General features: G+C 40.0%; 20 protein-coding genes and 1 tRNA gene. 4 read left to right on the forward strand and 17 right to left on the reverse strand.

Going from position 1 to position 25090, the window contains the following annotated elements; translation table 11 throughout:
* The 5 genes from EHQ59_RS15155 to rlmN form a co-directional block, all read right to left on the reverse strand.
* The gene (locus EHQ59_RS15155) at positions 1–3126 is read right to left on the reverse strand and encodes a TAT-variant-translocated molybdopterin oxidoreductase (protein ID WP_208652437.1); all 3126 of its coding nucleotides are present in this window, start codon (positions 3124–3126) and stop codon (positions 1–3) included.
* Between the two features lie 24 nt (positions 3127–3150).
* On the reverse strand, positions 3151–3663 hold the full coding sequence (locus tag EHQ59_RS15160) for a cytochrome c3 family protein (RefSeq protein WP_100726560.1): 513 nt from the start codon (positions 3661–3663) through the stop codon (positions 3151–3153).
* Positions 3664–3999: 336 nt separating this feature from the next.
* Positions 4000–5694 (reverse strand): ArnT family glycosyltransferase, encoded by a 1695-nt coding sequence (locus tag EHQ59_RS15165; protein ID WP_244245568.1) that lies wholly within the window; start codon positions 5692–5694, stop codon positions 4000–4002.
* 8 nt (positions 5695–5702) lie between these two features.
* On the reverse strand, positions 5703–5990 hold the full coding sequence (locus EHQ59_RS15170; RefSeq protein WP_135620477.1) for a Cys-rich protein: 288 nt from the start codon (positions 5988–5990) through the stop codon (positions 5703–5705).
* Positions 5974–7035: a 23S rRNA (adenine(2503)-C(2))-methyltransferase RlmN gene (rlmN, locus tag EHQ59_RS15175; RefSeq protein WP_135620478.1), complete on the reverse strand. Its 1062-nt coding sequence runs from the start codon at positions 7033–7035 to the stop codon at positions 5974–5976. Before rlmN ends, EHQ59_RS15170 begins: the two co-directional genes overlap by 17 nt.
* A gap of 213 nt (positions 7036–7248) precedes the next feature.
* On the opposite strand from rlmN, the gene EHQ59_RS15180 reads away from it, so the two are divergent.
* The gene (locus EHQ59_RS15180; protein ID WP_135620480.1) at positions 7249–8568 is read left to right on the forward strand and encodes a sterol desaturase family protein; all 1320 of its coding nucleotides are present in this window, start codon (positions 7249–7251) and stop codon (positions 8566–8568) included.
* Here the strand turns inward: EHQ59_RS15180 and EHQ59_RS15185 are convergent.
* Positions 8552–10546 (reverse strand): LTA synthase family protein, encoded by a 1995-nt coding sequence (locus EHQ59_RS15185; protein ID WP_135620482.1) that lies wholly within the window; start codon positions 10544–10546, stop codon positions 8552–8554. The genes EHQ59_RS15180 and EHQ59_RS15185 overlap by 17 nt on opposite strands.
* An 89-nt stretch (positions 10547–10635) precedes the next feature.
* The gene (locus tag EHQ59_RS15190) at positions 10636–11886 is read right to left on the reverse strand and encodes a PQQ-dependent sugar dehydrogenase (protein ID WP_135620484.1); all 1251 of its coding nucleotides are present in this window, start codon (positions 11884–11886) and stop codon (positions 10636–10638) included.
* A 70-nt stretch (positions 11887–11956) separates the two neighbouring features.
* Between EHQ59_RS15190 and EHQ59_RS15195 the strand changes: the two genes are divergently transcribed.
* Positions 11957–12259 carry a transmembrane 220 family protein gene (locus EHQ59_RS15195; protein ID WP_135620486.1) on the forward strand — a complete coding sequence of 101 codons (303 nt, stop codon included), beginning with the start codon at positions 11957–11959 and terminating at the stop codon, positions 12257–12259.
* Between the two features lie 23 nt (positions 12260–12282).
* On the opposite strand, the gene sufB is transcribed toward EHQ59_RS15195, so the two are convergent.
* The 4 genes from sufB to EHQ59_RS15215 all read right to left on the reverse strand — a co-directional run bounded on the left by sufB (position 12283) and on the right by EHQ59_RS15215 (position 18539).
* Positions 12283–13677 carry a Fe-S cluster assembly protein SufB gene (gene sufB / locus EHQ59_RS15200; protein ID WP_135620487.1) on the reverse strand — a complete coding sequence of 465 codons (1395 nt, stop codon included), beginning with the start codon at positions 13675–13677 and terminating at the stop codon, positions 12283–12285.
* A gap of 35 nt (positions 13678–13712) precedes the next feature.
* Entirely contained in the window at positions 13713–14306 is a 594-nt protein-coding gene (locus EHQ59_RS15205) for a peroxiredoxin (protein ID WP_012388348.1), read from the reverse strand.
* Between the two features lie 35 nt (positions 14307–14341).
* On the reverse strand, positions 14342–15850 hold the full coding sequence (locus EHQ59_RS15210; protein ID WP_135620674.1) for an ATP-binding cassette domain-containing protein: 1509 nt from the start codon (positions 15848–15850) through the stop codon (positions 14342–14344).
* Positions 15851–16031: 181 nt separating this feature from the next.
* Positions 16032–18539 carry a hypothetical protein gene (locus EHQ59_RS15215; RefSeq protein ID WP_135620489.1) on the reverse strand — a complete coding sequence of 836 codons (2508 nt, stop codon included), beginning with the start codon at positions 18537–18539 and terminating at the stop codon, positions 16032–16034.
* Between the two features lie 162 nt (positions 18540–18701).
* Between EHQ59_RS15215 and EHQ59_RS15220 the strand changes: the two genes are divergently transcribed.
* Both EHQ59_RS15220 and EHQ59_RS15225 read left to right on the forward strand, forming a co-directional pair.
* Positions 18702–19106: a PaaI family thioesterase gene (locus EHQ59_RS15220; RefSeq protein WP_002973585.1), complete on the forward strand. Its 405-nt coding sequence runs from the start codon at positions 18702–18704 to the stop codon at positions 19104–19106.
* A gap of 4 nt (positions 19107–19110) precedes the next feature.
* Positions 19111–19197 (forward strand) — tRNA-Leu (locus tag EHQ59_RS15225).
* Between the two features lie 4 nt (positions 19198–19201).
* Here EHQ59_RS15225 and EHQ59_RS15230 read toward each other — a convergent pair.
* The 6 genes from EHQ59_RS15230 to EHQ59_RS15255 form a co-directional block, all read right to left on the reverse strand.
* Positions 19202–19978, reverse strand: coding sequence for a hypothetical protein (locus EHQ59_RS15230; protein WP_135620491.1), 777 nt, complete (start codon positions 19976–19978; stop codon positions 19202–19204).
* 12 nt (positions 19979–19990) lie between these two features.
* The gene (locus EHQ59_RS15235) at positions 19991–21304 is read right to left on the reverse strand and encodes an N-acetylmuramoyl-L-alanine amidase CwlD (protein WP_425270159.1); all 1314 of its coding nucleotides are present in this window, start codon (positions 21302–21304) and stop codon (positions 19991–19993) included.
* Positions 21305–21391: 87 nt separating this feature from the next.
* The gene (locus EHQ59_RS15240; protein ID WP_135620495.1) at positions 21392–22138 is read right to left on the reverse strand and encodes a hypothetical protein; all 747 of its coding nucleotides are present in this window, start codon (positions 22136–22138) and stop codon (positions 21392–21394) included.
* Between the two features lie 66 nt (positions 22139–22204).
* Positions 22205–22852: an O-methyltransferase gene (locus tag EHQ59_RS15245; protein ID WP_135620497.1), complete on the reverse strand. Its 648-nt coding sequence runs from the start codon at positions 22850–22852 to the stop codon at positions 22205–22207.
* The gene (locus EHQ59_RS15250) at positions 22849–23688 is read right to left on the reverse strand and encodes an MBL fold metallo-hydrolase (RefSeq protein ID WP_135620499.1); all 840 of its coding nucleotides are present in this window, start codon (positions 23686–23688) and stop codon (positions 22849–22851) included. Before EHQ59_RS15250 ends, EHQ59_RS15245 begins: the two co-directional genes overlap by 4 nt.
* Complete coding sequence (locus EHQ59_RS15255) at positions 23688–25088, reverse strand: M16 family metallopeptidase (protein ID WP_135620500.1); 1401 nt, start codon at positions 25086–25088, stop codon at positions 23688–23690. The genes EHQ59_RS15250 and EHQ59_RS15255 overlap by 1 nt, the downstream gene beginning before the upstream one ends.
* Between the last annotated feature and the right edge of the window lie 2 nt (positions 25089–25090).

Raw genomic sequence — 25090 nt, forward strand, 5'->3', positions numbered from 1 at the left:
TTAAACTTCGTTTCGAACTCGGGTCAAATAACTGACGGCAGGTCCGATGTTTAGGTATTCCAGAAGTTTGTAAGACCTAGGGTCTTTCAAGAGCTTCGCTACTTTTGATTCAGGATCATTTACGTTACCGAACACAATGGCACCGGATGCACATGTTTGTTCACAAGCGGCTTTCACTTCCCCATCTTTCAGAGTTCGTCCTTCGTTTTTCGCTGCGATTTTTTTCTCAGCAACACGAGACGCACAGAAGTTACATTTTTCCATGACCCCGCGAGAACGAACGGTTACATCTGGGTTAAGACCTAAGTTTCTTGGAGGACGAGCCTTAAAAGTAGGAGTCGCATCACCAAGTAAGCTGTGTTCATTCCAATGTTCTAACCAGTTAAAACGACGCACTTTGTAAGGGCAGTTGTTCGAGCAGTAACGAGTTCCTACACAACGGTTGTAAACCATATCGTTGGTTCCTTCCGAACTGTGAACGGTTGCAGCCACTGGACAAACTGTCTCACAAGGAGCGTTATCACAATGTTGGCACATAAGTGGTTGGTGTGCAATTTCGAGTGATTCTGGTTTTTCAGGATCACCGATGTAGTAACGGTCAATCCGAAGCCAATGCATCTCACGACCCATACGCACTTCGTCACGACCTACCATTGGCACGTTGTTTTCGATGTTACATGCAACCACACAAGCACCACAACCAGAACAAGAAGTTAAATCAACTGCCATACCCCATTTGTATCCTGGGTATGCAAACTGACTTCCTGGTTGGTCAGAAGGAGCGTTTGCTCCTTGTGCTCTTTGTAGTTTTCCATCGATTAAGATTTTTGGAATCTCAGGCTCAGGAATTCCGGCACTTGGATTTTTAGTATAGTCTTGTAGTTTTGCGGAAATGATAAGAGGTCTCTCTTTCCATTCCACACCCATCATCACACCAGGGCTCATCATATGGTGGTCCTGAGTGGTAGCGAGTTTGTATTTTTTACCTGTTGGAGAAAGTGTGATAGATAAACCAGAGTAAACATAAGATCCGTTTACTTCTGTTGCAAGGATACTTGCATTTTTACCAACACCGTTTCCGATCTCACCCACATTTGTTCTTCCGTATCCAAGAGCAATTCCCACTGCTTCTGGGTGAAGACCAGGTTGGACAAGAGCTGGAAGTTCAAAGGACTTTCCATTTACAGTCACAGTCACTACGTCATTGAGTTTGATTCCCGACGAACGAGAGTATTGTGGGCTGATAGCAACATAATTGTCCCAAGTCACTTTCGATACTGGATCTGGAAGTTCTTGGAGTTGGGAGTTGTTTGCTCTTTCTCCAGTTCCGATTCCTGTGTTTTCGTAAAGAGACACAGTTAAACCAGATTTAGAAGGTGTTAGAGGTGCGATGGTTCCTCGGAAAGAACGACCACCCTTATCTGCTTTTGGATTTCCAGAAACAAGAACACCTTTTCTGAGTAAGTCTTCCCAGTTGGTTTTTTTAGAATATTTTGATTTGAGGTATTCGTAAAGAGACTCGGATCCAAGTAACTTTCCACCTGCCCAACCAATGAGCATATCTTCAAATGCTTTGGATTGGAAAAGAGGTCGAATTGTTGGTTGTTGAACCGATACAATTCCTGCTACAGATTCGTTATCACCCCAAGACTCAAGGAAGTGTGATACAGGAGCAAGCCAGTTCGATGCAAGTGCTGTTTCATCCGCACGGTCAGAAACTTGAACCACTTGTGCTGCTTCATGAAGGAGTTTTTTCCACTCATCTCCATTTGGCGCTTCGTACACTGGGTTCACACCATAAAGAATGACCACACCAGCCTTTCTTTCTTTTAGGTCTTTTGCGAGGGATTTTAAGTTTTCAGCGTAGTTTGACTTTCCTTCTTTCAAAGGATTTCCAGCATCGATGGTTTTGCCATCGTTACCAAGCATGCTGTTTAACATGTTCACAGCGATTTGTAAATCCACTGCATCTTCTGTTAATGAGTTAGAACCACCAGCGATGACAAGGGACTCACCTTTTGCGGAAGCAAGTGCTTTTGCTGTGCGAACCACTACATCTTTGGAAATTCCTAACTCAGAAGCGGTAGTTTCTACATTGATTCCAGAAACACCTGTTGCCCCGCCTACTCCCAAATCAGAAAGTGCCTTTGCAATCACAAGAGCGAACTTTCTTTGGTCACCAGGTTTTAAAGGAACTCTTTGGTCCGCATTGGAACCTGTCATCGAAGGATGAGTTTCTGCAGCGATAAATGAATTGAATGACTTAGAATTTTTTTGTAAGTCTCTTCGTTTTGAAAAGTCATTGTGGTAGTTGACTTGGTTTAAGAAGTCACTATCAATGGAAAGGATCACTTTAGCTTTGTCAAAGTGGTAGTTTGGAAGAACTGCCTTTCCGTATGATTTTTCTTGAGCGATTGTGATGGCATCATCAGAAGAAGCAAACGCTACTTCTAAGTGTTTTCCACCACCAACAGAACGTAAAAACTCAGAAACAAATTCTTTTGTGGCAGGAGAAGTGAGTGGTTTTGTTACCACGACCGTCTTACCTTTGTTTGCTGCGAGTTTTTCTTTTACGTCTTTATCAAGAACAAACCAATCGCTCGCCTTAGCAACACCATTCACAATTTGTTGTGGTTCTTTTGCTCTGTCTGCATCATAAAGATCAAAAATAGAAGCTTGTCCAGAAGCACATAAAGCACCTTCTGAAATTGGATGGCTTGGGTTTCCTTCGAGTTTCAAAGGACGACCATCTTTTGCTTTTACGAGTACCCCACAACCAACGGAACAACCACCACAAACCGAAGCATAGTGGTAAGAGTGTCCATGTTTTACGAAGTCGTATTGTTCTACTTCGTTGTTGTCTGGATTTTTAATGGTAAGGTTCACATAAGGAACAATTTTTTCTGCCGGTTTTTGGATACAACCTACAGTTGTCATGACAACTGATGCACCCATAAACTTAAGGAATGTTTTTCTATCAAAGTCACCTTTTTTGATTTTAGCAATCAAAGGGTCTGGTGATTTGTAGAACTCTTGTTTTTGGAGTTCTTTTTCGCGAGAAGTACCGCGAAGTTCGTAAGACTGCCAAAGTGACTTTTTTTCTTTTTGGAAACTATCGTCTTTCATCATAAATTATTACTTGTCTCCCGATTATCTGTGGCACGTAGAACAATCGTTAGGAGCATTGTTCTCTCTATGGCAATCGACACAAAATCCCATATTGAGGGACTTGGACTGTCTAACCTTTACCATCTCTGCCATGTTGCCATGACATGTGGAACAATCAACGCCGCGTTGCACGTGTCTTGAGTGGTTGAAGTATACGAAGTCTGGTTGGTCATGGACCTTCACCCAGGAAACTGGAGTGTTGCTATCGTATTGTGCTTTGAGCCACTTAACATGTTCTTGGTTGCCCGCTACGTTACCTGCTCCATGGCAGTTCATACAAGTGGAACTTGGGGGAACTGTGGCATGGGCCGAGTTTTCAACGCCAGTATGGCAATACTTACAGTCGATTTTGTTATCGCCAGCATGTATCTTGTGGTTGAAGGGGATGGGCTGGTCGGGTGAATAGCCCACATAACGGCTAGGTGAAAAAATCAAATATGCTAACGCAGCTATCGCAACGATAGGCACAGAGATCTTGAGTATTTTTATATTCATTCGCAGATTTCCTGAATCCGTTTACACTGTCTTCTGACAAGGAAAGGTAAAATCCGAAAAAAAGCAAGTATGTAAGGGTTTTAGTTGTGAAAAAACATTAAAAGAGACATAAACTCAGATTTTTTCTGAACTTTCTTAGTTGAAACTAAGTCTCAATTAAATACTTCAAAATCATCTAACGGATGTTTGTTTTTTGGTTGATAGGTAGTTCTGAAGTTTCGTAAAACGGGGATCAAGTAGGAAATTCCTGAGAATTCAGGGACTAAGGGGCAAAAAAAAGGCCCTGACTTTGACATCGAAGGGCCCTAAAAACCAGACTTACACAATTTAGCCTAGTTATACTTTCGAGTTTTTTGAAGATTTCCCCTGTTTTTTTTTCACCCAAACCAAAGAAATTTTCTTTGTGACTAGGTTTCTTGTCTCTTTTTTCAAAAAAGAGATCGTGGGTGTGGCTACTTTATAAGAATCTTTCTCGAGGACGGGTATGATTTCATAATCAGGGCCAGCCATTTCTTGCAATTGGGTTAATTTTTCAGATGGCAAGATCATCAGTCGTTCTGGTTTTTCCATCCACAAACGATCTAATTTTTCTTTATCATAGATATTGCGAAAATTTCGTTCTGCATAGAATCCGTAGGATCGTTTCGAATTGGACATCCAATAGGTATACAATACAGGTTCCCCGGGTTCCAATTCCTTGATTTTGGAACCAAACTCACGGGAAGGTTGGTAACTCGTAAGCAGTGGGTAAAACTCCAAACTAATGGCACTAAAAAAGAGTGTTGCCCCAACAAGTGTGACAAGGATTTCCAGTGGAATGAGTTGGGCAGAAAGTAAAATGAATAAGATTCCAATAGCACCAAAAACATAATACAAAATTCCCACATCAGAAACAAATACAGGGAATAAAAAGTACCCAACCAAATAAACAAGACCAGCAATGAGAAAACTGGGGCGTAACCTCGCTACATTCGACTGGAACAAACTTTCTTCCATGATCTTTCCAAAATACAAAGCGGCCGCAGGTAATACCCAATAGGTGTATTGTGGGAGCGGGTATCTGGAAAAGGAAATGAGAAACAAAAAGAGAAAGACCCAAAAAGGAATTACAAAATCCACTTCTTTGTACTCATTCGCACGAATTTTGCGAAGGATTTCCTTCCAACCTAACGACTTGATGTATTGGTAAGAATGGAATGCTAAATAGATGACCATTGGCACAAGCCCACTAAAGAAGGCCCAGGAAAATGATTTATAAAAGTAAAAAGGATCAAACTTGATATCGTACATCTCGCGATAAAAACGACCAAAAGATTGGATCCACAAAAAGAAAACAGGTCCATAGGAATTGAAGTTTTGGTATAAAAAATAACACCAAAGTGCAGGAAGAGAGACTAAAACAAAAATCCCTGTGGGAAGCCTCATGGATAATAAGAGTTTCCAATCTCTACGAAATAGAATATCCCCTCCAATAGAGATGGCAGGAATAAACACAGAAATCGGACCCTTCGTGATAAATCCCATGGACATCATGAGATACATCATATAAAAATAATTCGGATTTTGTTTTCTCCCCAAATAATAAAAATGATATGTGAACACTAAATAAGCAGTGAGATACACATCAATTTTTGGATCCACAATCATCGCATACACGCCTGGTGCTAATAGATACGAAATGGATGCTAGGTAACCTTGCCTCTCCTTTCCACCCGATAAAATGGTAATGCGGTAAATCGAATAAACGGAGAGTAAACTTAAAAAAATCGCAGGAATTCGAAAGGCGATGTTACCAATACCAAAGAAAAAAAACGAAGTGGCGATTGTCCAAAACGTAAGAATGGGTTTGTCTAAATACCTTCTACCATTATCAATTAGAGTGAAAAAATCATTGGATAATACAAGTTCACGACCGATCCCTGCATACTGAGCACTGTCGATGTCAATCACATCTAGGGGCAAAGTGAAGAGAATTGGCAAGGATGCCATAAGAAGTAAAATTCGATAAAAAATCCGTTCGGAGGCTGACATTGAATCTTTCATTCAAAGGTACCAATTTGCACTAAACATTGTCCAAATCCTTTACATGAATTTGGTTCTTGGTCAAAACACTGTAAAATATCACTGTTATGAGTGGTACATCCATCCATACATTGGATTCGGCCTGTTCGTTTCACATCGGGTGCAAGAGTGAGTTTGAGTTCTTCTTCCGTACAAGAGACAAATTTTTCACATGCTAATTGGCATTTTTGTTCCACAATGTCTTGGCAATGGGAAACACTAAGAGCCAAAAACAAAATCAATATCCACTTATTTTGTTGTTTCACTTCGAATTCCTTTGAGAGCTAACATCCCGCAGGCGCCGTTGATGTCCCTTCCAGGACTGCGGCGATTGAGGATGGGAGCTGTTGTTTTAGCTTTGAGATGCATTACAAAATCTTTGACTTCCTCATCAGTTGGTCTACGCCATCCCGTAAAATCTGTGTTTAATGGAATCACATTGATTTTACATTTGTTCACAGACCTTGCAATTTTTGCGAGTCGTTCCGCGTTGTCCCGACCCATGTTCACATCCGGGATCATCACATATTCAAAGGTGATGGCTCGATCGAGTTCCTTTGTGAAACGTTTCGCTGTATCAATGAGTTTGTCCAAAGGGTGTTTGTCGTTCACATCCATCACAGAAGAACGTGCATTGGGATTTGGGTGATTGAGTGAGATGGCAAAATTAAAGGGTTCTTTGTTTTCGATAAAACGATTGATCCCAGTTGTGACACCTGCTGTGGAGATGGTGATCCGAAGAGCACCAAGCCCAAAGGCATCTTGATCTCTTAAGATATGAGCTGCCTTCATCACAGAAAAATAATTGTGCATGGGCTCCCCCATTCCCATAAACACGATGTTTGTGGCATGGTCTCCCACAAGGCGTTCCACTTGCAGTACTTGGTCTAGGATTTGCCAAGTGTGTAAATTCCCTTTGTATTCCAAAAGGCCCGTGGCACAAAATTTACAATTGAGGGTACAACCAATTTGGGAAGAGATACAAATGGTTTTCCGTCCACCGTCTCCTGAAGGAATCCAAACTGCTTCGATTTCTTTGTTTTCGCCTACGTAAAAGGTAAATTTACGAGTTCCATCCTCTTTCGAAACTAAATCACGGCCAATTTCAATTTCGGGATACAAGGTATGTTGTTTTAACTTTTCCCGTACTTCTTTGGAAAGTGTGGTAAATTGATCGATCGTCGTATAACGACTCTTATAAATTCCAGTATAAATTTGTGCCGCTCGGTATTTTTCAAGACCCAAGGAAACACATATCTCTTCTAGTTCTTTTTTGGTTTTCCCTTTGAGAACAGGTATTTCCTCTTTCATTTGATAGGTCCTTTCACCATTAGCCAATCTTTTCTTTGCCACCTTACGGGACAAGAAAATACACTCTTTCTAATTGTCTTACTCCAAAAAGCGCCATGGAACAAGTCTAAATTTCCAGAATCGTCACAATCTAAGCAGAATCTTGGGAAGAAATGGACATTGACTTAGTGGACGTGATTCAAAAGCCTAGTAGTTAGTGAGGAAAAAATACGCATGAATAGCGATGCCTTTATGGAATACGCCTTTATCGTCATGGTCGCACTGATCGGTATTGAAATTTTTGTCTCTTATATGAAGGGCAAACAATTTTACCGTTTGAATGTTCTCATTGCTGATGTAAGCACTGGTGTCATCTTTGCGCTAGTGGGAGTGGTCATCCTTCTTGGTGCCCTCTATGTTTATGATATTGTCGAAAAGAATTACTCTTTATCAACTCTTGGTTATCATTTCTTTCCCTTAGAAAGCCCTTTTCAATTTTCACCTAGTTTTGTTGTGAATTGGCAGGCTCTATTTGCTTGGACCTTTTCTGTTGTGTTCGCTGATTTTATCTATTACTGGTTCCACAGACATTGCCACGAAATCAACCTCTTCTGGGCAACTCATGTCACCCACCACTCCACACAAGAAATGAACCTATCGGTTGCCTTCCGTGGAAATGGTTTACAAAGAATCTTTGAATACATGTATTTTATGGCGATGGCATTTCTTGGAATTCCTTGGGCCATGTTTTTACTGAGTCACCGAATTTTAAAGGTATACCAATTTGTGGTTCACACTCGCTTCATTGGTAAGTTAGGATTTTTAGAAGAGTTTATGGTGACCCCTTCGAATCATAGAGTCCACCACGGAACACAAAGGAAATACCTCGATCGTAATCACGGTGGAATCTTTATCATTTGGGATCGGATGTTTGGATCTTTTGAATGGGAAACAGACGAACCTATTTATGGATTAACAAAACCAGTTAACTCCTTTAATCCGATCACTGTCAACTTACACGTGTTTAAGGATATGTTCCTTCAAATATTAAAGTGTAAATCTTTTGGAGATGTTTTCAATACGATTTTTGGACCTCCTGGTTGGAAACCTACTTATTTACAAACACCTGATGATGTGTTCAAAGAACCAGCTTATACGGAAAAGTATGATCCAAAACCACCGATGGGTGTTATGGTTTATGTGGCATTACAAGCGGCGGTGCTAATGGCGGTGGGTCTTGTGATTTGGAAGGTTGCAAAAATCAACTTAGAACAAGATATGACGACACTTGGAATTTTATCCATTGTGATCATTTTTAGTTTGTTTTCCATTGATCGTACAATGGAAATGAAACGTTGGTCAAGAAGGACGGAAGTAGTTCGCAATGTGCTTTTTATCATTGCATTTGTTCTGACCTTACTTTATTCCAAAATTCCTAATATTGAAATTTTTGCGATTCCTCTCATTGGTCTTTCGTTTGTATCCTTACTATGGATCATCCTCAAACGAAAAACCTTCTTTGATTTGAGTAATATTTCTAATACTTGGTATTAGATTTTATTTCTTGTAAGACGGATTCCGAAGGGAACAATTTGTTCGACTTCAGGAGTTCGTCTCCCAAGTTTAAATACGCCTTCGTTTTCTCCGCATGTTTTTGACAGAGTTTTAAATCTTGGTAACAAAGTCCAATGTCCACAAACGGTGGTTTGATGGTTTTTGTTTCCCCTTGTCCCCCCGATACCGATTGGTAATATAAAAAATCATCCTCAATCCATCCAAAGATATTTCCATACGCAAAATATGCCGAGGATCCTTTCACCTTTCTAAGGTCCCGACCCATCACACTGAAGTATACTTCCCTTTCCATAAAACCAAGAATGGTGGGGATAAGATCAAGTTGGGAGGTAATGTCATCTCGTATTTCTGGTTTGATTTTCCCTGGAGCATAAATGAGAAAGGGAACATTTCGGTCTTCGTAATAATTCAGAAATCGGTGGTGGCTATGGTCAGAGACAAAAAAGAAAATACTGTCTTTGAAATACGGTGCCTTTTTTGCTTTTTCCATAAATTCAAAAAGGGCAAAGTCCGCATAATGTAAGACATTCAGATACTCGCTGTCTTGTGTTTCCGTTCCAAACAATCTGTATTTTTCATCCGGCACTTTGTATGGGTAATGAGTGGTGCCTGTATGGATCACAGAAACAATCGGTTTTTCCGAGCTTACATTTAACAGACGTTTGTGCATTGCATCAAGGGATGCTTCGTCTAAATAACTCCAAGGCCCGGTTTTATATTCGGGATTTTTCTCTAGGTCTTGTTTCCCAATTAAAGTATCAAATCCCCAATGATACATGATACTTCCCTTGTTATTAAAACTTAAATCTGTGCCGGTGACAAATAGTGTTTCATAACCAATGGTTTTGGATATGTTTCCAAGTCCCGAAAACCTGTTGAGGATCTGAGGAGTTCGCACTGCCGTAAGTCCCGGTCTGTCAGGGATCCCACCCATAAGAGCCATAAGGCCATTTGTTGTCCGTCCCCCACTGGCAAAAAAGTTTTTAAAGAACATTCCTTGGCGGATGAGTTGGTTGAAATACGGAGTAACCACTTTCCCTTCCACTTTTCCTGTTCCAATGATATCAATGAACTTTCCCGTCCAACCTTCGAGTACAATGACAATAATATGTGGCAGAGGTTTCTTTGAAGTCACATTGGTTTTACGAAGCAGTGGATACTGTTCACTGATGAATTCTGATCCAGGATAAGACACTTCCTTTCTCACAAAAGAAGTTGCATCACTTAACTTCATATAATGGCGCTCGTCCACCTTGGTCATCTTGAGATCCGTAATAACCGTAAACCCAGGATTTAACACCAAATCATTTGTGATGGTTTCTTTTGTGATGATGGCATCACTTGTGCGAAGCGGACTTGTTTGGATACCACCTCGAATGCCAAGCACAAGTAAAGCCAATACAACAAGGAACTGAAGACCAGCCCATTTGTAATGTAAGTTCACATGAGAGTATGGAAATTTGGATTGGATTTTATAAATCCCAAACCCGATGCCAGCAATGACCGCAAGTCCGAGTATAAACAAAAATGGATTTTGGGAAAAAGCAGATCCCACAAGTGGCAACATCTCAAAACCCAAGTAAGCAAACGCTTCGTAACCCAAGTGTTTGTTTCCATTTTCATAATAAATTAAATCTGCAATGAGTAAAAAAAGAAGTAAGATAATAAAAACTACGGGAATGGTTCTCCAAACTGCCCTATACCAACGATTCCGATTGAAAAAATGGAGTGAGGAATATACCAAACTAAATCCAAGTAACACACATAAGACGGAAACATCAAATCGTGCCCCTTTGACAAATGCTTTCAGAATGATCCAAAAGGACTTATCATTCATCCGATAGGAATACATCAAAAAAAATGAAACACGGTAGATGGTTAAAAAAACAATTCCAAGCCCTGCTAGGAGCAGGTGGAACCGAATGTAAAAAGGAATATGGGAAAAGAATTTTTTCATATAGGGAGTAATGTTATGCCTTCAAAGGTTTGATTAGATTCTATTCTGTTTTGCCGATTCAAAGATTGATTTTGTGGATGCTTTCCATTTTACGGAACTGCTTTGACCAATTTGTAAATGGTTCCCGATTGGTAGTCGGCAACAAAAATTTCTCCATCGTGGTCTTGTCCAAAACTTGGGATGAGAAGATTCCATTTTCCAAGAGCAATGGTTTCTGTAATTTTGTTGTTTTCCCCTGGTTTGGGTAGGTCAATGGCCCATATTTTTCCTTGGATGAAATCACCAAACACATATTTGCCTTTTAGTTCTGGAATGGCCGTTCCGTTATACACATATCCACCGGTGATTGATTGTCCTTCGTCTCTACCATATTCATAAAACGGAGGTTGGTACAAAGAAGGATTACATCCATCTGTAAAACAATGGAAACCTTCTGTTTGGTTCCATCCATAGTTATTGCCACTTACGATGATATCCACTTCTTCATAAGCATCTTGACCTACGTCTGCGACAACCAAACGTCCATCAGGCGAAAAACTCATCTTCCAAGGGTTACGAATCCCATACGCATAAATTTCAGGTAAGTGGCCAGGTTTTCCTAAGAAGGGATTGTCTTTGGGAATGGAATATGGTTTTTTCCCGTCGGCTTCGGGCGTGGGAGAAATGCGTAAGATAGAACCAAGCAAAGTATTTGGATTTTGTCCGTTGTTTTTTGGATCAGCTCGCCATCCTCCATCACCAAGACCAATGTACAAATGACCATCGGGCCCAAAGGTAATTTGGCCTCCATTATGATTGGGATAAGGTTGCTCCACTTTGAGCAAAACTCGTTCGTTTTTTAAAACCATGTCGGCAAACGAATTTGGATTTTCTACTACCCATTCGGCAATCACGGTCATATCTTTATTGTTTGAGTTTACCACAGTATGTGTATAGAGTTTTGGAATTTTCGGATACTTAGGATGAAACGTAAGACCAAGTAGGCCCTCTTCGCTATCGGTAATGACAGAAAACTTATGTAACACTCGTTTGGTTTTCTTTTCTCTATCAAAAAGAATTAGGTCTCCTGCCTTTTCCAAAATAAACATTAACGGACTCTCATAAGGTGGAAACTGAATGTCCGTTGGTTCTTTGACCTTTACCACTTCCGTAAGTGAAATCGTAAGTTGTTTGCGGAGAGCATCAGGACCAATGAAAATTGGTTTGGATCCTAAAACCTTTCCATCGGTTTCATATGTTTTGCTAAATGTTTTTAAGATCTTACGACCTAAATCATCACAAGAAAGTGTGGAAAGGGAAACGGTAAAAAAGGACAAAAAAACAAGGATTTGGATTTTCATACGGTGGCTTCGCCTATTAGGATAATTCGCTTGGATTTGTATCCGCAATCAAAAAACTTTGGAAACTGTGATGAAACTTTTCTCCCTTATCTGCATTCCCATTTTCCTTTTGTTCGCCTATCTCCAATTGAATGATCCCGATCCCTATGTTTGGTTTCCTTTGTATGCCATTGTAGGAATTCTCGCTGGCGTTCGTTTTTTCCGACGGTTGCCCGAGTGGATTGGATATTTGCTAATCCCTACCTACATTCTCCTGTCAGTGTACTATGGAATGGAAGCACCTTATTTTGGAATGGAAGTCGAAGAAGTGAGAGAATGCCTAGGCCTACTCATCGCAAGCGCTAGCCTTTGGGTTCTAGTTTTTAAGAAGTAAATTCTGTGTTTTTCACGCGGAATTTAGGATTCCGCGATGACTTTTCCGTCTTCTAAGATCATACGGATGAGTTTTGTCATCTCCACCGAATATTCCACATCTAAGTGTTTGGTGACACCTTCACAAAATCCATTGATGATGAGTAGTTTCGCATCATCTTCACTCATCCCTCTGGATTGCAGGTAAAACAATTGGTCATCATCAATTTTAGAAACTGTGGCTTCGTAGTTGAGAGTTCCCTCTTCCCCTGAAACATCATTATAAGGATAAGCATGGGACTGAGAACGATTGTCCATCATGAGCCCATCACATTTGATGTGGCTATAAGATCCTTTACTGGATGGTTCAAACTTCACAAGTCCTCGGTAAGAATTGATCCCACCGTCAAGGGCTACCCCTTTTGCTAAGATATTAGAACGAGTGTTTTTTCCTACGTGGATGATCCGAGCTCCCGTATCTTGCACTTGGCCATTGCCAGCAAATGCTAAAGAAAGCACATCTCCCGTGGAATGATCCCCTTGTAAAATAATACCGGGGTATTTGATGGTATTAGCACCAATATTACAATCTGTCCAAGTGATGTGAGCTGCTTCTTCGCATAACCCACGTTTCACAGTCCAATTGTACATATTCTTTTTCCAGTTTTGGATGGTAGTATAAAAGATTTTAGAATTCTTTTTTGCAACCAGTTCCACAACCGCTGTGTGGAAATTCGTACCCTTGTCTTGGACGGAAGTACAACCTTCGCTGTATTCCAAATGAGCCCCTTCATCCGCGATGAGAAGAGTGCGTTCATATTGACCGGAACTAGCAGCTGTTACTTTAAAATATGCCTGAAGAGGCATAGGAGTTTTCACTCCTTTCGGAATGTAGGCAAATGACCCACCACTAAAAACACAAGAGTTGAGTGCTGAAAATTTATTATCACCGATGGTGACTACTGTTCCCAAATACTCACGCACGAGTTCTGGGTATTCCCGAATGGCGGTATCAATGTCACAAAAAATAATGCCTAAATCAGTGAGTTCCTTTTTAACGTTCGCATAAATGGTTTCGGAATCGTTCATCGTTTCGATGCCCGCTAAGTATTTACGTTCGTGTTCTGGGATTCCTAGTTTTTCAAAACTACGGAGGATTTCAGGATCCACTTCATCCCAAGATTTTTTCTTTTTTTGGTTGGATCCAACATAGTGCACATAGTCATCGATGTTGATTTGGAACTGAGGGATAAAACCCCAGGTTGGCATTGGTTTTTGTTCATACACCTCAAAGGCTCTCAGACGAAATTCGACAAGCCATGTCGGTTCCTTTTTGATATGGGAGATGGACTCTACAACCTTTCGAGTCAAACCCTTTGGAAAATTATCAGCTTGGTAAAATTCGACATTCGGTTTTTCTATGTTTGTTGTAGATTCCATTGGTTCTCCCATTTTCTCATTTAGAGAAATTGCAATTAATTGACAGAAGCGAAGTAAGCTTTTGATCCAGTAGGATCCGCTTTCATCGTTTTTTTCCCTTCATCCCAGTTTGCAGGACAAACTTCACCGTGTTTTTCCACAAATTGGAACGCTTTGATGAGTCTGAGTGCTTCTTCAATGTTACGTCCTACTGGAAGGTCGTTAACAGTTGCTTGGCGGATGATACCTTGTGGGTCGATGATGAAAGTTCCGCGAAGCGCAACTCCTGCATCAGGACCTGACTCAATGAGAACACCAAAAGACTTTGCGATTTCTTTTGTTTTGTCTGCAATGAGTGGGTATTTAATCTCTCCGATACCACCTTCTTTTTTAGGCGTTTTTTTCCAAGCTAAGTGTGAAAATTCGCTATCAACAGATACTCCCAAAACCTCAGCTCCGATCTTTTTAAAATCTTCGAGTTTTGCATCGTATTCAATGATCTCTGTTGGACATACAAATGTAAAATCAAGTGGATAGAAAAAGAGTACCACCCATTTTCCTTTGTAATCGGATAATTTGATTTCTTTGAAACTGTCCCCGATCACTGCGGTTGCTTTAAAATCAGGGGCATGTGATGTCACTTGTGGCATAATGTCACTCCTTAGAATTATTCTAAGTACAATGATTAGATTCTGTCTAGATGTTTTTGAACAAGCGACAAGTTTTCCAAACACCATTCTTCCTTGGCCAATGTTTCTACAAATCTCCGGTCGTGACTGACCACCACAAGGGCAGAACCAAGTTTGGCCAGAGAAGTTTCTAAAGCTTCCAAAGATTTGAGATCTAAATGGTTAGTGGGTTCGTCTAATAAAAGTACCTCTGGACTTTTTTCCAGATGCAGTGCGAGGTAAAGTTTTTTCCCTTCTCCTGGACTGAGAGATTCTGATTCAGAAAACCGTTTGGGATCACTCCCTAGTCGGTGAATTCCCGAAAGCACTTTGGCCTTTTTCTCATCCGGCAAATTTTGAAATTCCCAAAGTAAAATGTTTAATTCGTTTTTTGAAAATTCCTGAGGCAGATACAAATAAGAAATTCCTTTCTCTTGGAAAGTTTTCACTAAATATCTGAGAAGTGTGGACTTACCTGCACCATTGGAGCCTGTGATGGCAATTTTTGAATCAGGAAGGATTACCAAATGGGAGGCAAGTGACAAAGACAGAATATCCATAGAGAGCGATTCACCATCAAACATAAATAAGGTGCTTCGTTTGGAAGGAACACTATTCCATAGAATTCCTAAATTTTCTTTTTCTGGAAGTTTGTCCCAAATTTGTTTTTCTTTTAGTTTGGAATGTTCGGTTCTTCTTTCGATTTGATTTTTCAATCGGCCTGCTTGGCCATCTTTACCAGTCACTCGGGCTAAGTTCTTTTTTTGCCTGCCGTCATGGTCATGAAGATCAAGTCCCTTCTTGGATCTATGTTTATGAGAAAGACTTGCTTCTTCCCTTCTTCGTTTCAGTTCGGCATCCAGTTTTTTACGTTCCGTCCTTACGATTTCCCAATCATGAATTCGCTCTTCGGCTTCCCTTTCCATTTGCTTTTTGCCCTCAGAATAATTTCCAGGGCGCTTTGAAATAAAGTTTTTTTCCAAAAATACACAAGAGGTAGTCACCTCATCTAACAAAGACCTGTCGTGACTGATGAGGATTCCAATTCCTTGGTAATACAAAATGGCATTTCGAATGATTTGCTCAGTTTTGGAATCCAGATGATTTGTGGGTTCATCTAAAATCAATACATCCGAATTTTTTGACAAAGCCATTGCCAAAAGAATCCTTCGTTTTTCACCAAAACTGAGAAACTCATAGTCCTCTACCGATTGCATTTTGATTTCGAGTAAACTCTTCCAAAATCCGGACTCTTTGGAATCATCGTAAAGAAAATCAGTTAGTTCCTTCTCTGAAACTTCTGTTCCTTGCGAGATAGAACAAACAAATTCGTTTCCCAAAACGAACCCTTTGTCGGGAAGGATTTCTTTAGCAATGATTTTAGCTAAAGTGGATTTTCCACTTCCGTTTTTTCCGACAATCCCTGTCCAACCTTTCGAAAAATGAAGGTTTAGGTTTTGGAATAGTGGTTCAGACTGTGATTCGTATTGGTATGATACATTTTGAATGGTGATATGATGGGACATACGACAAGCTCCTGTTTTTCCAAATAGGGAATAGGTAAGCATGTCTCGTCCTAAAGAGATTAGGAGAAGTGTGGATTTAGTATTTTATTTTGCTTACCTATTTGATTTAAGCCGCAATCTCATGGGAGTATACCTCTACTACGTTTGTTAGACTGATAAAATATAATAAAGTTGTCAATAGTTAATTCCCTTTGGCCATTAAGAATTTTTCCATAAACTCAGTGATGTCCCGAATGTTACGGTTAATCATCTTACGAAGTTCGGGAGGAATATTTTGTGATTTGATGACTCGGTAATAGTTCAAAGCATTTTTTAACATCTTACGACGAGCAAACTCTTGAGCCTTCATTAACATTGGTTTGTATTTATAATAGGAGTATTCCATAATCGAATAATTCTTCGACAAACGGAATGCATGTGGGATCTTTCCAAAGTCATAAGTCAGCGTTAAAAAAGGTGCATCATCTGCTTCGGGAGGTTTTAGTTCCAAAACCCCGTGGATGATTTTTTCTGGTTCCTCTTCTGTGGCTTTTTCAGCCATTTCATCCAGAGGGATGGGAGATTCTTCCTCGGCGATCTCTCCCAAATCCCCGTCGACAATTTCGATGTCAGGGCCGTCTACATCATCAAAAGACGGACCTTCTGTTTCCCCTTCCTCTTCTTTTCGTTTGCGATCCCGAAATACTTCGTCTGCATCTGGTAAACCAATTTTGATATCGTCTGCAACGAGTGGCCTATTTGTCAGCTCCACCTGGATTGGCATATCTGTTTCAATGATGGTTTCCGACTTATGTTTGTTAGGATCAACCGCTTCTGGGAGATCCACTTTCGAAGAAATTAATTCATCAGTTTGTGGGTCAACGGGATCTGGGAGTTCAAGCTCTTTACGTAAAGAATCTGTAGTATCTTGGAACCAATTCGGTTCTTCTTCCGATGACTTTCGTTCGTCTGGATGAAGCAGTGGTTCTTTTTCATCCCGACGGAGGTCATTGGGATCTGGTAATCCAATGGGTTCTAAGTCCCAAGATTCTGGTAATTTTAAATTGGGTTGTTCCGGAAAATAGGGTTTCAGTAAATCATTGAGGGAAGCCTCTTCCCCTCTTTGTTCTAACTCTTTTGCTTTTTTTTCTAATTTTTGAAGTGCTTGGTTTTTTAAAAACTCTTCTCGTTCTTTAAACCGGTCTCTTTGCCTACGATCAACACCTGATCGTCTATCCTTTCTTCCCGCTAAATTAGATCTTCGGTCTGGACTTTTCCTTCGTTCCTCTCCTGACCTTCTGTCAACGAGAGGTAAGTCTTTAAACTGTTTCCAATCATTGGAAAAAAATGTATCTTCTGGTAAATCCAGTTCGGACACATCTTTTTTAGAAATTTGTTCCGCTAATTCTTGTAAGTCGAACGGTTTTCGTTCTTCTTCTGGTTTTTGTTTACTCTCTGGGGGAACAAAAAATGGACCAACAATTCCCGAACCTGCTGGTGGAACAGGAATTCCAGGAAGAGAAGGAGTGAGTCCTCCTGTCGTCAAACCTTGGTTTAATGATTGTAAGAGTTGGTCTTGGTTTTGGATGAGTTTCTGATCTACAATCGGTGCCTGTGGACTTGATTGTAAAAATTGGTATACAATAGGATGAACCAGTTGGTTTCCACCTTCCACTGATTGGTTGATTTGTGGACCACTCGGAGCTTGGGGTTCATTTTTCCCTTTGGGAAGCGGAGGTGGTGGAAACTCTCCCAAATTTTGACTTGGAGGAGGAGAAGTATCTCTTTGCAAATTTGGAAAGTTAGGTGGCGATGAATTCTGTGCAAACTGAATGGCACGAGCAATGGATTCCGCAAACAGTTCCGAAACTTCCTTTAACGCATGAACTAAATCACTTAGGTCTTTATCCGATTTTTCTAAATTCCCAGTAGGTTTACCCTTTGGTTTTTTCTCCTGATCTTTTCCTGGGCTTTTTGCGTCTTTCCCTGAATCACCGGCACTCGGAGGAGGATTGTCCTCTAAAAATTCTTCTAAGTCTTGGATGTTTTTTTTGATTTTTTCTTTGATGGCAGGATCGGGGATTCGATTGCCTGTCCTTTCAAAAATTTCAATGGCTTCTTCAACTTGTTCTGCTTCCACAAGTGCTTCTGCATTGAGAAGTGGTCTGCGGTGGAAAGAATACTTGGAGTTTTTAGAAATGATGTCATCAGCCGAAAAACTGATTTCAGGACTTTCCCTTCTTGGTCTTTCGGGAGATTGATCCATATCGGGACTTTCTTCCCCAAAATCACCTAATGGAAGTTCACTTAAAGATTTTGGCGGTTTCTGTTTATCCCTTTTTCGTTTGGAAGGTTTTTCTGGTTTTTCTCCACCTAAACTAGGTTCGTCGTCGTCTGCTTCTAGTTCCGGTAATTCAGATAATCTTTCCGATAAAGATTTTGGTTTTTGTTTGGATGATTTTGAATCGGTTTGAAAACCAAGTTCTTCCCCTCTTCCTTTTTTGGGACTCGGTTCTCGTGATGCCCTTCTTCCACCACTCGATTTCGGTTCAGGAGGATTGACATCATCACCTTGCTTCTGTTTGAGTCTTCGTTTTTGCCTCGGACTTAAATTTGAAGAAGGCCCACCACTCCCTTCACCACGACTGATCTCATCGAGATCGGCGCCAGCACCAGAGAGACCGAGTAACATCATTAGGGTGGTTAACATATAAGGGTTCTACTCTTTATTTTCGAGGTTTAGAGAGCCGTAACTTAAGAAAATACCAAAGAATATTGCATTTCCAAGTATTTTACGAGGCTTTTTAAGCCAAACTGACCGCAAGTTCTTTTTCTGCTTGACACAAGAGAATTTCTTGCGTTCCATGGTGGCATGAAATCCGTTGCGAAAAAAAATCTCAGCTTTGCCTCCTCACCGGACAATGCAGACGGGTTGCAGTTAAAAATCACTTTCGACGAAGACACAAAAACTGCCTTCGGTGATTACACCTGCCCCGAAAAATACCAGGGTTTACCAGATCAAATCCACCCAGGGATTATTTCTACCATCCTAGATGAGATCATGGTCAAGATCAACGAAGCGATGAATTTCGAAACCACAACAGGGGAACTCACCATTCGTTTCCTACAACCTGCAAAGGTGAATGAACCTCTCCACTTACGTGGCTGGTTTGTGAAAAAGAACAAAAAAATCATCGAAAACCGTGCTGAAATCGAAAATGAGATCGGCAAAATAGTGGCCCGCGGAAAAGGTAAATATATCGAAGCTGAAGACTGATTATGCCGATGTGGTGGAATTGGTAGACGCAGTGGATTCAAAATCCACCGATGGCAACATCATGCCGGTTCGATTCCGGCCATCGGTACCAAAAGTTATTTAGTTCGAAATCGTTCGCAAGCTTTTTGATAATAATCCTCTTCGATTTTATCAATCGCTTGTAAAACGAGAACCATTTCTTCTTTCTTCAATAAATCAAAAATCTTCCTTCCCTCTTTTAAAATCGAAATTCCAAGCGAAATCCCATTTTTATCATTCTCTGTATAAAGAGAACGTTTTGATTCCATCTTCACTAAGATATCTTCCATGATGAGGATGATCTTACGAACCAGTTCCTTATCTGAAAAAATAGAAAAAAGAGCACCTACATCGTTTCGGAATGCATCCGCTTTGGATTTTTCAACAGATGAAATCAATTTCTCCATCGCATCAGCTCTTTCCAAAAACTCTTTTGGATGTTCCTGACTATCCAGAGCCAAAACCAATTCTTCTTCAAAACTGTGAGCAGTCACATACGAATGTAAGGCCGACATCCCTGCTTTTAATGCCATTGGAAAATGTTTACCAAACCGAAAAATCGACATTGCCAAATTCCCAAGGATCCCCCAAATTTTTGAAGGATGGTTCACAAAACCAGATAACGCGTCAAAGGCGGCATCCAACTTTTTTCTTTTTTCGTAAGTAGGATATAGATATTCTAAAAAGAAATACATGAGTTCCTCTATTGTTTCTTTCGAAATCGATTGGAACTCAGGATAGTTTTTTAAGTTTTCCTTAGAGTAACGAGACACCAAAGACTTTTGATACAAATGGATAAACTCAGGGAATAATGGATGGTGTAATACTTTTGATGATTCTTTTTTTGGTTTCATACTGAGTAAGGATTATAATACATCTTCAAAATAAGTTTCATACCGTTCCCAGTTGACTTTTTTCCCTTTGGGATTGTAAGGAAGGTTTGGATTCTTTTTGACATCGAGACCAACAAACAAGGAGTAAATGCCAACAGCGAGGGAGATGGCAGTTTCTTTTTTGTTTTGAGTGAGGTATTTCATATCACGGCTACGATTCACATATCCTATTTCAATAAAAGCACAAAGAGCATTGGTGTAAGTGGGCAAACTATACGTAGAGATATACGGTTTTTGGATGGGACCAAGTTCAGGATAGGATGAATTTTTCTCTTTTAACTGGATGGGAAGACCATATTGGACAAAACGCATGAGTTCTTTTGTCACATAGTGATTATCACCTCCAAATCCTTCTTTTCCACCTTCCCTTCTCCACTCTTCTTTTTTTCCCATTTCACGTTCCCAAAAGCGACCGGACTCTAAGAACTCTTCATGTGATTTGGCATAAGGACCTTTTTTCCCAATGTTTTTTTCCCAATTCGCATCATCCGCATACTTCCAACTAATCATGTTTTGGCGGTAACCTTCAAATTTGGAAAGGTCTGTTTCTTTCCCATTTTTTTGGGACCAATACCCATGGAGGTAAATCCAAGTATCCGCTGTCGCGTTTTCTAATTTAGTCCATCCTGACTGGAAGATGAGCCAATCCGACCAAGGACCTTTCCAAAATACATTTGGTGATTTTTGTTTTTCCGAGATTTTTTTTAATTGGGAAAACGTTTTATAACCAGGTGTGAGAACCGCTGCCATCCCCCCCTTTTGTCCCTTACTGGCAGGATTGAGATGTAAGGATAAAACCAATTGAGGTTTTAATTCATTGATTTTGGATAACCTTCCTTTTTTTCTAATTCCAGTTTTGGGATCGGGAAAATCATATAGCCGGTAAGGGGCATTAGGATCATCAGATGGTACATCCTCATCAAAAGAGGTTTCTCTTGTTAGGTGACTCACTAACTTCACACGAGTGAATTCATTTTTTTTAGAAAACAATTTGAGATAACCTTCAAATTCTTTCCAACCCGCATCGGTTTCGGTTAACTTTAAAATTTTATGAACTTCTTTCGCTAAATCCAGAACCACTTTTCTTTCTGTAATCGACCCATGTTCTGTGCCTTGTTTGTAGGTTTCTAAATAAGTTTGTGTGACACTGTCGTATTTATCTCCATGAACGGCCTTTGGATCTTTGGCAACCCCACCGTGGCCTGGATCAATCACAATGCGAAAACTAGGTTCGGAGAATAAGGAAAGAGGATGACTGAGGATACAAAAAAGTAAGAAAAAGTATATGTTTTGGTGTGAGAAAAAAGGAATGAAAGACACAGTAGTGCCATTCTCCGCCCTATAGCGAGCGGAGAAAAGAAAAGTTTAAAAACGTTATTTTGTGTTTTGGCTAACGATTTGGTTTTTGTTGTCCACTAGATCTTTAGCATATTTGTCGGTGATCACCTTTTTGTCAGCGTCTTGTTCTTTGAAATCGGTTAGAATTTTGATTCCATAGTCTTTGGCAATACGGTAATGTACGATGGCATCGTAGTAACGGTCATCACGTGTCATATCTGTTGCAAGACCTAACTGGCCGTAAGCAATTCGTAATTTTTGTTGTGCTTCTGCAATTTCCCGATACGGAACTACTGGTTTCATACCTTCTGTGGATGTGTCTATGAGTTGTGCTTGTTCTTGTGATGTAATTGTGTCCGCACACTCAGCGAGTAAGTTTTGTGTTTTGGAGTCGTAATTTTTTGCAAATTTTCCAAGGAGTGCATTGATGTCTTTTTCTAAAGCAACCATCGCTTTTCCAGAGGCTATGTATGCTCTTCGGTAGTAGTATCGTAACACCACTTGGTAGTCTTTTTTGATTTTTTCTAATGCTGTTTTGGAATCGGAAACTTCTTCTCCAAAATTAGCTGTAACAATGGTTAACAATTTGATCGAATTGATCACACGATCTTTGTTGTTTTCGGAAATGTTTTTATATTGTTTGCGTTCTAAATTGGTACCTTGGTCCAATTTGTCTAATTCCTCATAGGATTCCTTTCCTTTTTCGGGAGCACCAGACTCTTGTGCACTCAAAGAAAAGCTAAAACAACAAATGGAAAGAATCAAAAAACTTTTTTTTAACACGAAACGTTTCTCCTTAAACCAAGGAGCAGAATACACGAAAAGAACTAGGTTTGACTACTATTTTTTCTACTTCCGAAAAAAGAGTAATCCATCACCCATGGGAAACAAGGTATATTCCGAAACTTGGGATTTCACCTCATTCCAAAGTTCCATCACCGCCATATCGGATGGTTTTTTCGGATCTGGTTGTAGAACTCGCCCATGCCAAAGTACATTATCATACACGATACAAGCCCCTGGTTTGATCTTTGGCCAAAGGGTGCGAAAGATGGTGGGATACGTAATTTTGTCGCAGTCCACAAAGAAAAAATCGATATCCTTCCACAAACGATCCTCTTCCAAATATTCCAAAACAGAACCTGTCACCCGAGTAACATCCATTTGGCTCTCCAGCTTCATTTTTTTGGCATATGATTCCAAAGCTTTTGCCTGTTCCTCGTGTCGGTCTACGGTAGTGATCTTCGAAGACTTCGATCCAAGAACCATCCAGAGTGTGGAGTAACCAAGTCCTGTCCCTAATTCCAAAATGGTTTTTGGTTTGAGAAATGAGACTAACTGCGAAAGCACAGCTCCTGTTGCCGCTGAGACAATGGGGATATTTTTTTCTTTGGCATAGGTTTCCATTTCAGAAAAAACAGAATTCGGTTTGTATACGAGCTCAGAATCAATGAAAGGTTCTAATCCTTCGATATAAATGCTTGGTCTTGGTTTCATGTTTTTGGTGGTAAAAACAAAGAGATACGATCTTTTAAACTGTTTGGCACTTTTTTACGGAGTAAATCGTTTAACTCACGATAACTGTAACGTTTGGAAGGATGAATGAGGACAATGGCCTCGTTTTCAAACGCAGAGGCATGTTCAACAATTTCATCAAAATGGGTATGACCCCATTCCCTTGCCCGGCTGACATCCCGTTTGTCACAATAATACGTGCATTCCATAAAGAGAATTTTACTCTTTCGTACATCTTCATTTTCTAATACATATTCAATTTTGGAATCCCCAGAAAAGGAAACCAAAGGAGATGATATTTCTTCTGTTGGATCGATGCCATTCTCTTTGGATTTTCGAATTTCATCGGAGGAAAGGGAAGAAAATTCTTTTTTCAACTTACGTTTGGTTTCGTAAACCGTATAACCTTGAGAAGGCACTCGATGGAAACTTGGTAAGGGTTTAAAAAAATACCCCGGTTTTAATTCCACTCGGTCTCCGTGTGATAACCCAATCAGTTCACATTCATAATCAAAGTCTTCAATTTCAGAATAGAGTTTTAAAATTTGGGAAAGTTTGGGTTCAAGAGCCTTGGGTACGTAAATTTTGGGAATAGGAAGTTTTCGAAGACTTCTTTGCGAAACGTAATAAGGAATCCCACAAGAATGATCCAGGTGTGCGTGCGACAAAAGGATTTTGCCAATGTGAATTTTGTCAGGATTGATAAATCCAAAATCAAACATAAAGTCAAGGGAAGGACAAATGATCGAAGTGCGGATCCCACCTTCGGAGATCCCTTCAAATTTGGTTCCCTTATATTCGAAACTTGCTGTTACCATCAATCTTCCGGTTGGACGAGAGATACAGAACCTTTCCAAAAACCCATCATTGATTTGGGACCTACAATCGTTGTGATCATTTTGTCAGATTGGAAATAAAGATTACCCACTCGTTTCAAATCAGCAAGGGTTACTTTTTCAATTTCTTTACGAAAGTTTTGTAAGTAACCTTCTGGCATTTTATGATCACGCCTTCTCACTTCACTGGCAAGTGTACGTTTATCATCTTCAAATTGGAAAACAAAGTTATTGATGATGGCATTTTTTGCTCGTATCAATTCATCTTCTTTTAATGAATCGATGAGTTTGGGTTGGATGAGTTCCTTCATCAGATCCAAAACTTCTTTGGCAGATTCAGACTTTGTCATGGCGAAAAAAGTGATCATACCATAGGTTTCTTGGAATTCTGTAAAACTTCCAGCTGAATATGCCAAACCTCTGTTATTCCGAATTTCCCTCATGTAATACGAGTTAAACCCTCCACCACCAATGATATAGTTTAACACCTGAATGGCATAAAAATCAGGATGGTTGTGTTCCGGTAATACCCCAGCTAAAGCAATGTAGGATTGTGAGACATCTTTTTCCACAAGTCGGATTCGTTTTCCTTCTTTGGATACATTGGCACTCAATGTCACTGGTGTGATCACTTCGATTGAATTAGGATTCGTTTTTTCTAAATTGGGAAAAAAAGATTCCCAAGATTTTAAATCATAATCCCCCGTAATGAGTAATCGCCTTTTGGGTGCAGAGAGGATTTCTTTTTGGAAACCCAAAAGTTCGTCCATTTGGATACGATCCAAATTGGATTTGGTCATGGAGGAACCAACAATCGTTCCTTGGAACATGGCTTCTCTTATTTTTCTTTTGGCAAGGGAAGTGGTATTGTCGTTACGACGATTGATTTCTTCGATCAGTTTTCCTTTCGTGATGGAAACAAGGCCTTCTTCTAAATTTGGTTTTTCAAAAAACGATTTGAGTAGAGGCAAAATGGTCGATTCGGTTTTCTTTAAATAAGCAATGGTAAAAATGGTTTTTTCATAGTCTACTGAGACTGAAAAACTTGCCCCATAAAATTCCAAAGTTTCTAAAAACTTTTCTTTAGGGTAACTTTTGGAACCAGAGAATTCCCAACTATCTTCCAATAACCTCGCAATTTCGATAGGACGTTTTCCTAAATTCTTTTTGCCATGGTAAATTAGGATATCTGCATATACAATGGGGAACTCTGCATTTTTTAATGAAAAGATCTCAACTCCACTCCCATTTGTAGTAGAAGAAATATTAGGAACTTCAAATTCCAAAGGTGCAAATTGGATGTCCTTTACAAATTCACCCATTTCTCGTGAAAATAATGGATTTAAGTATAAAAAGAGGATTAAAATTAAAAAGCGTTTCATGA

This window comes from Leptospira kemamanensis (genome assembly GCF_004769665.1).
Classification (GTDB): Bacteria; Spirochaetota; Leptospiria; order Leptospirales; family Leptospiraceae; genus Leptospira_A; species Leptospira_A kemamanensis.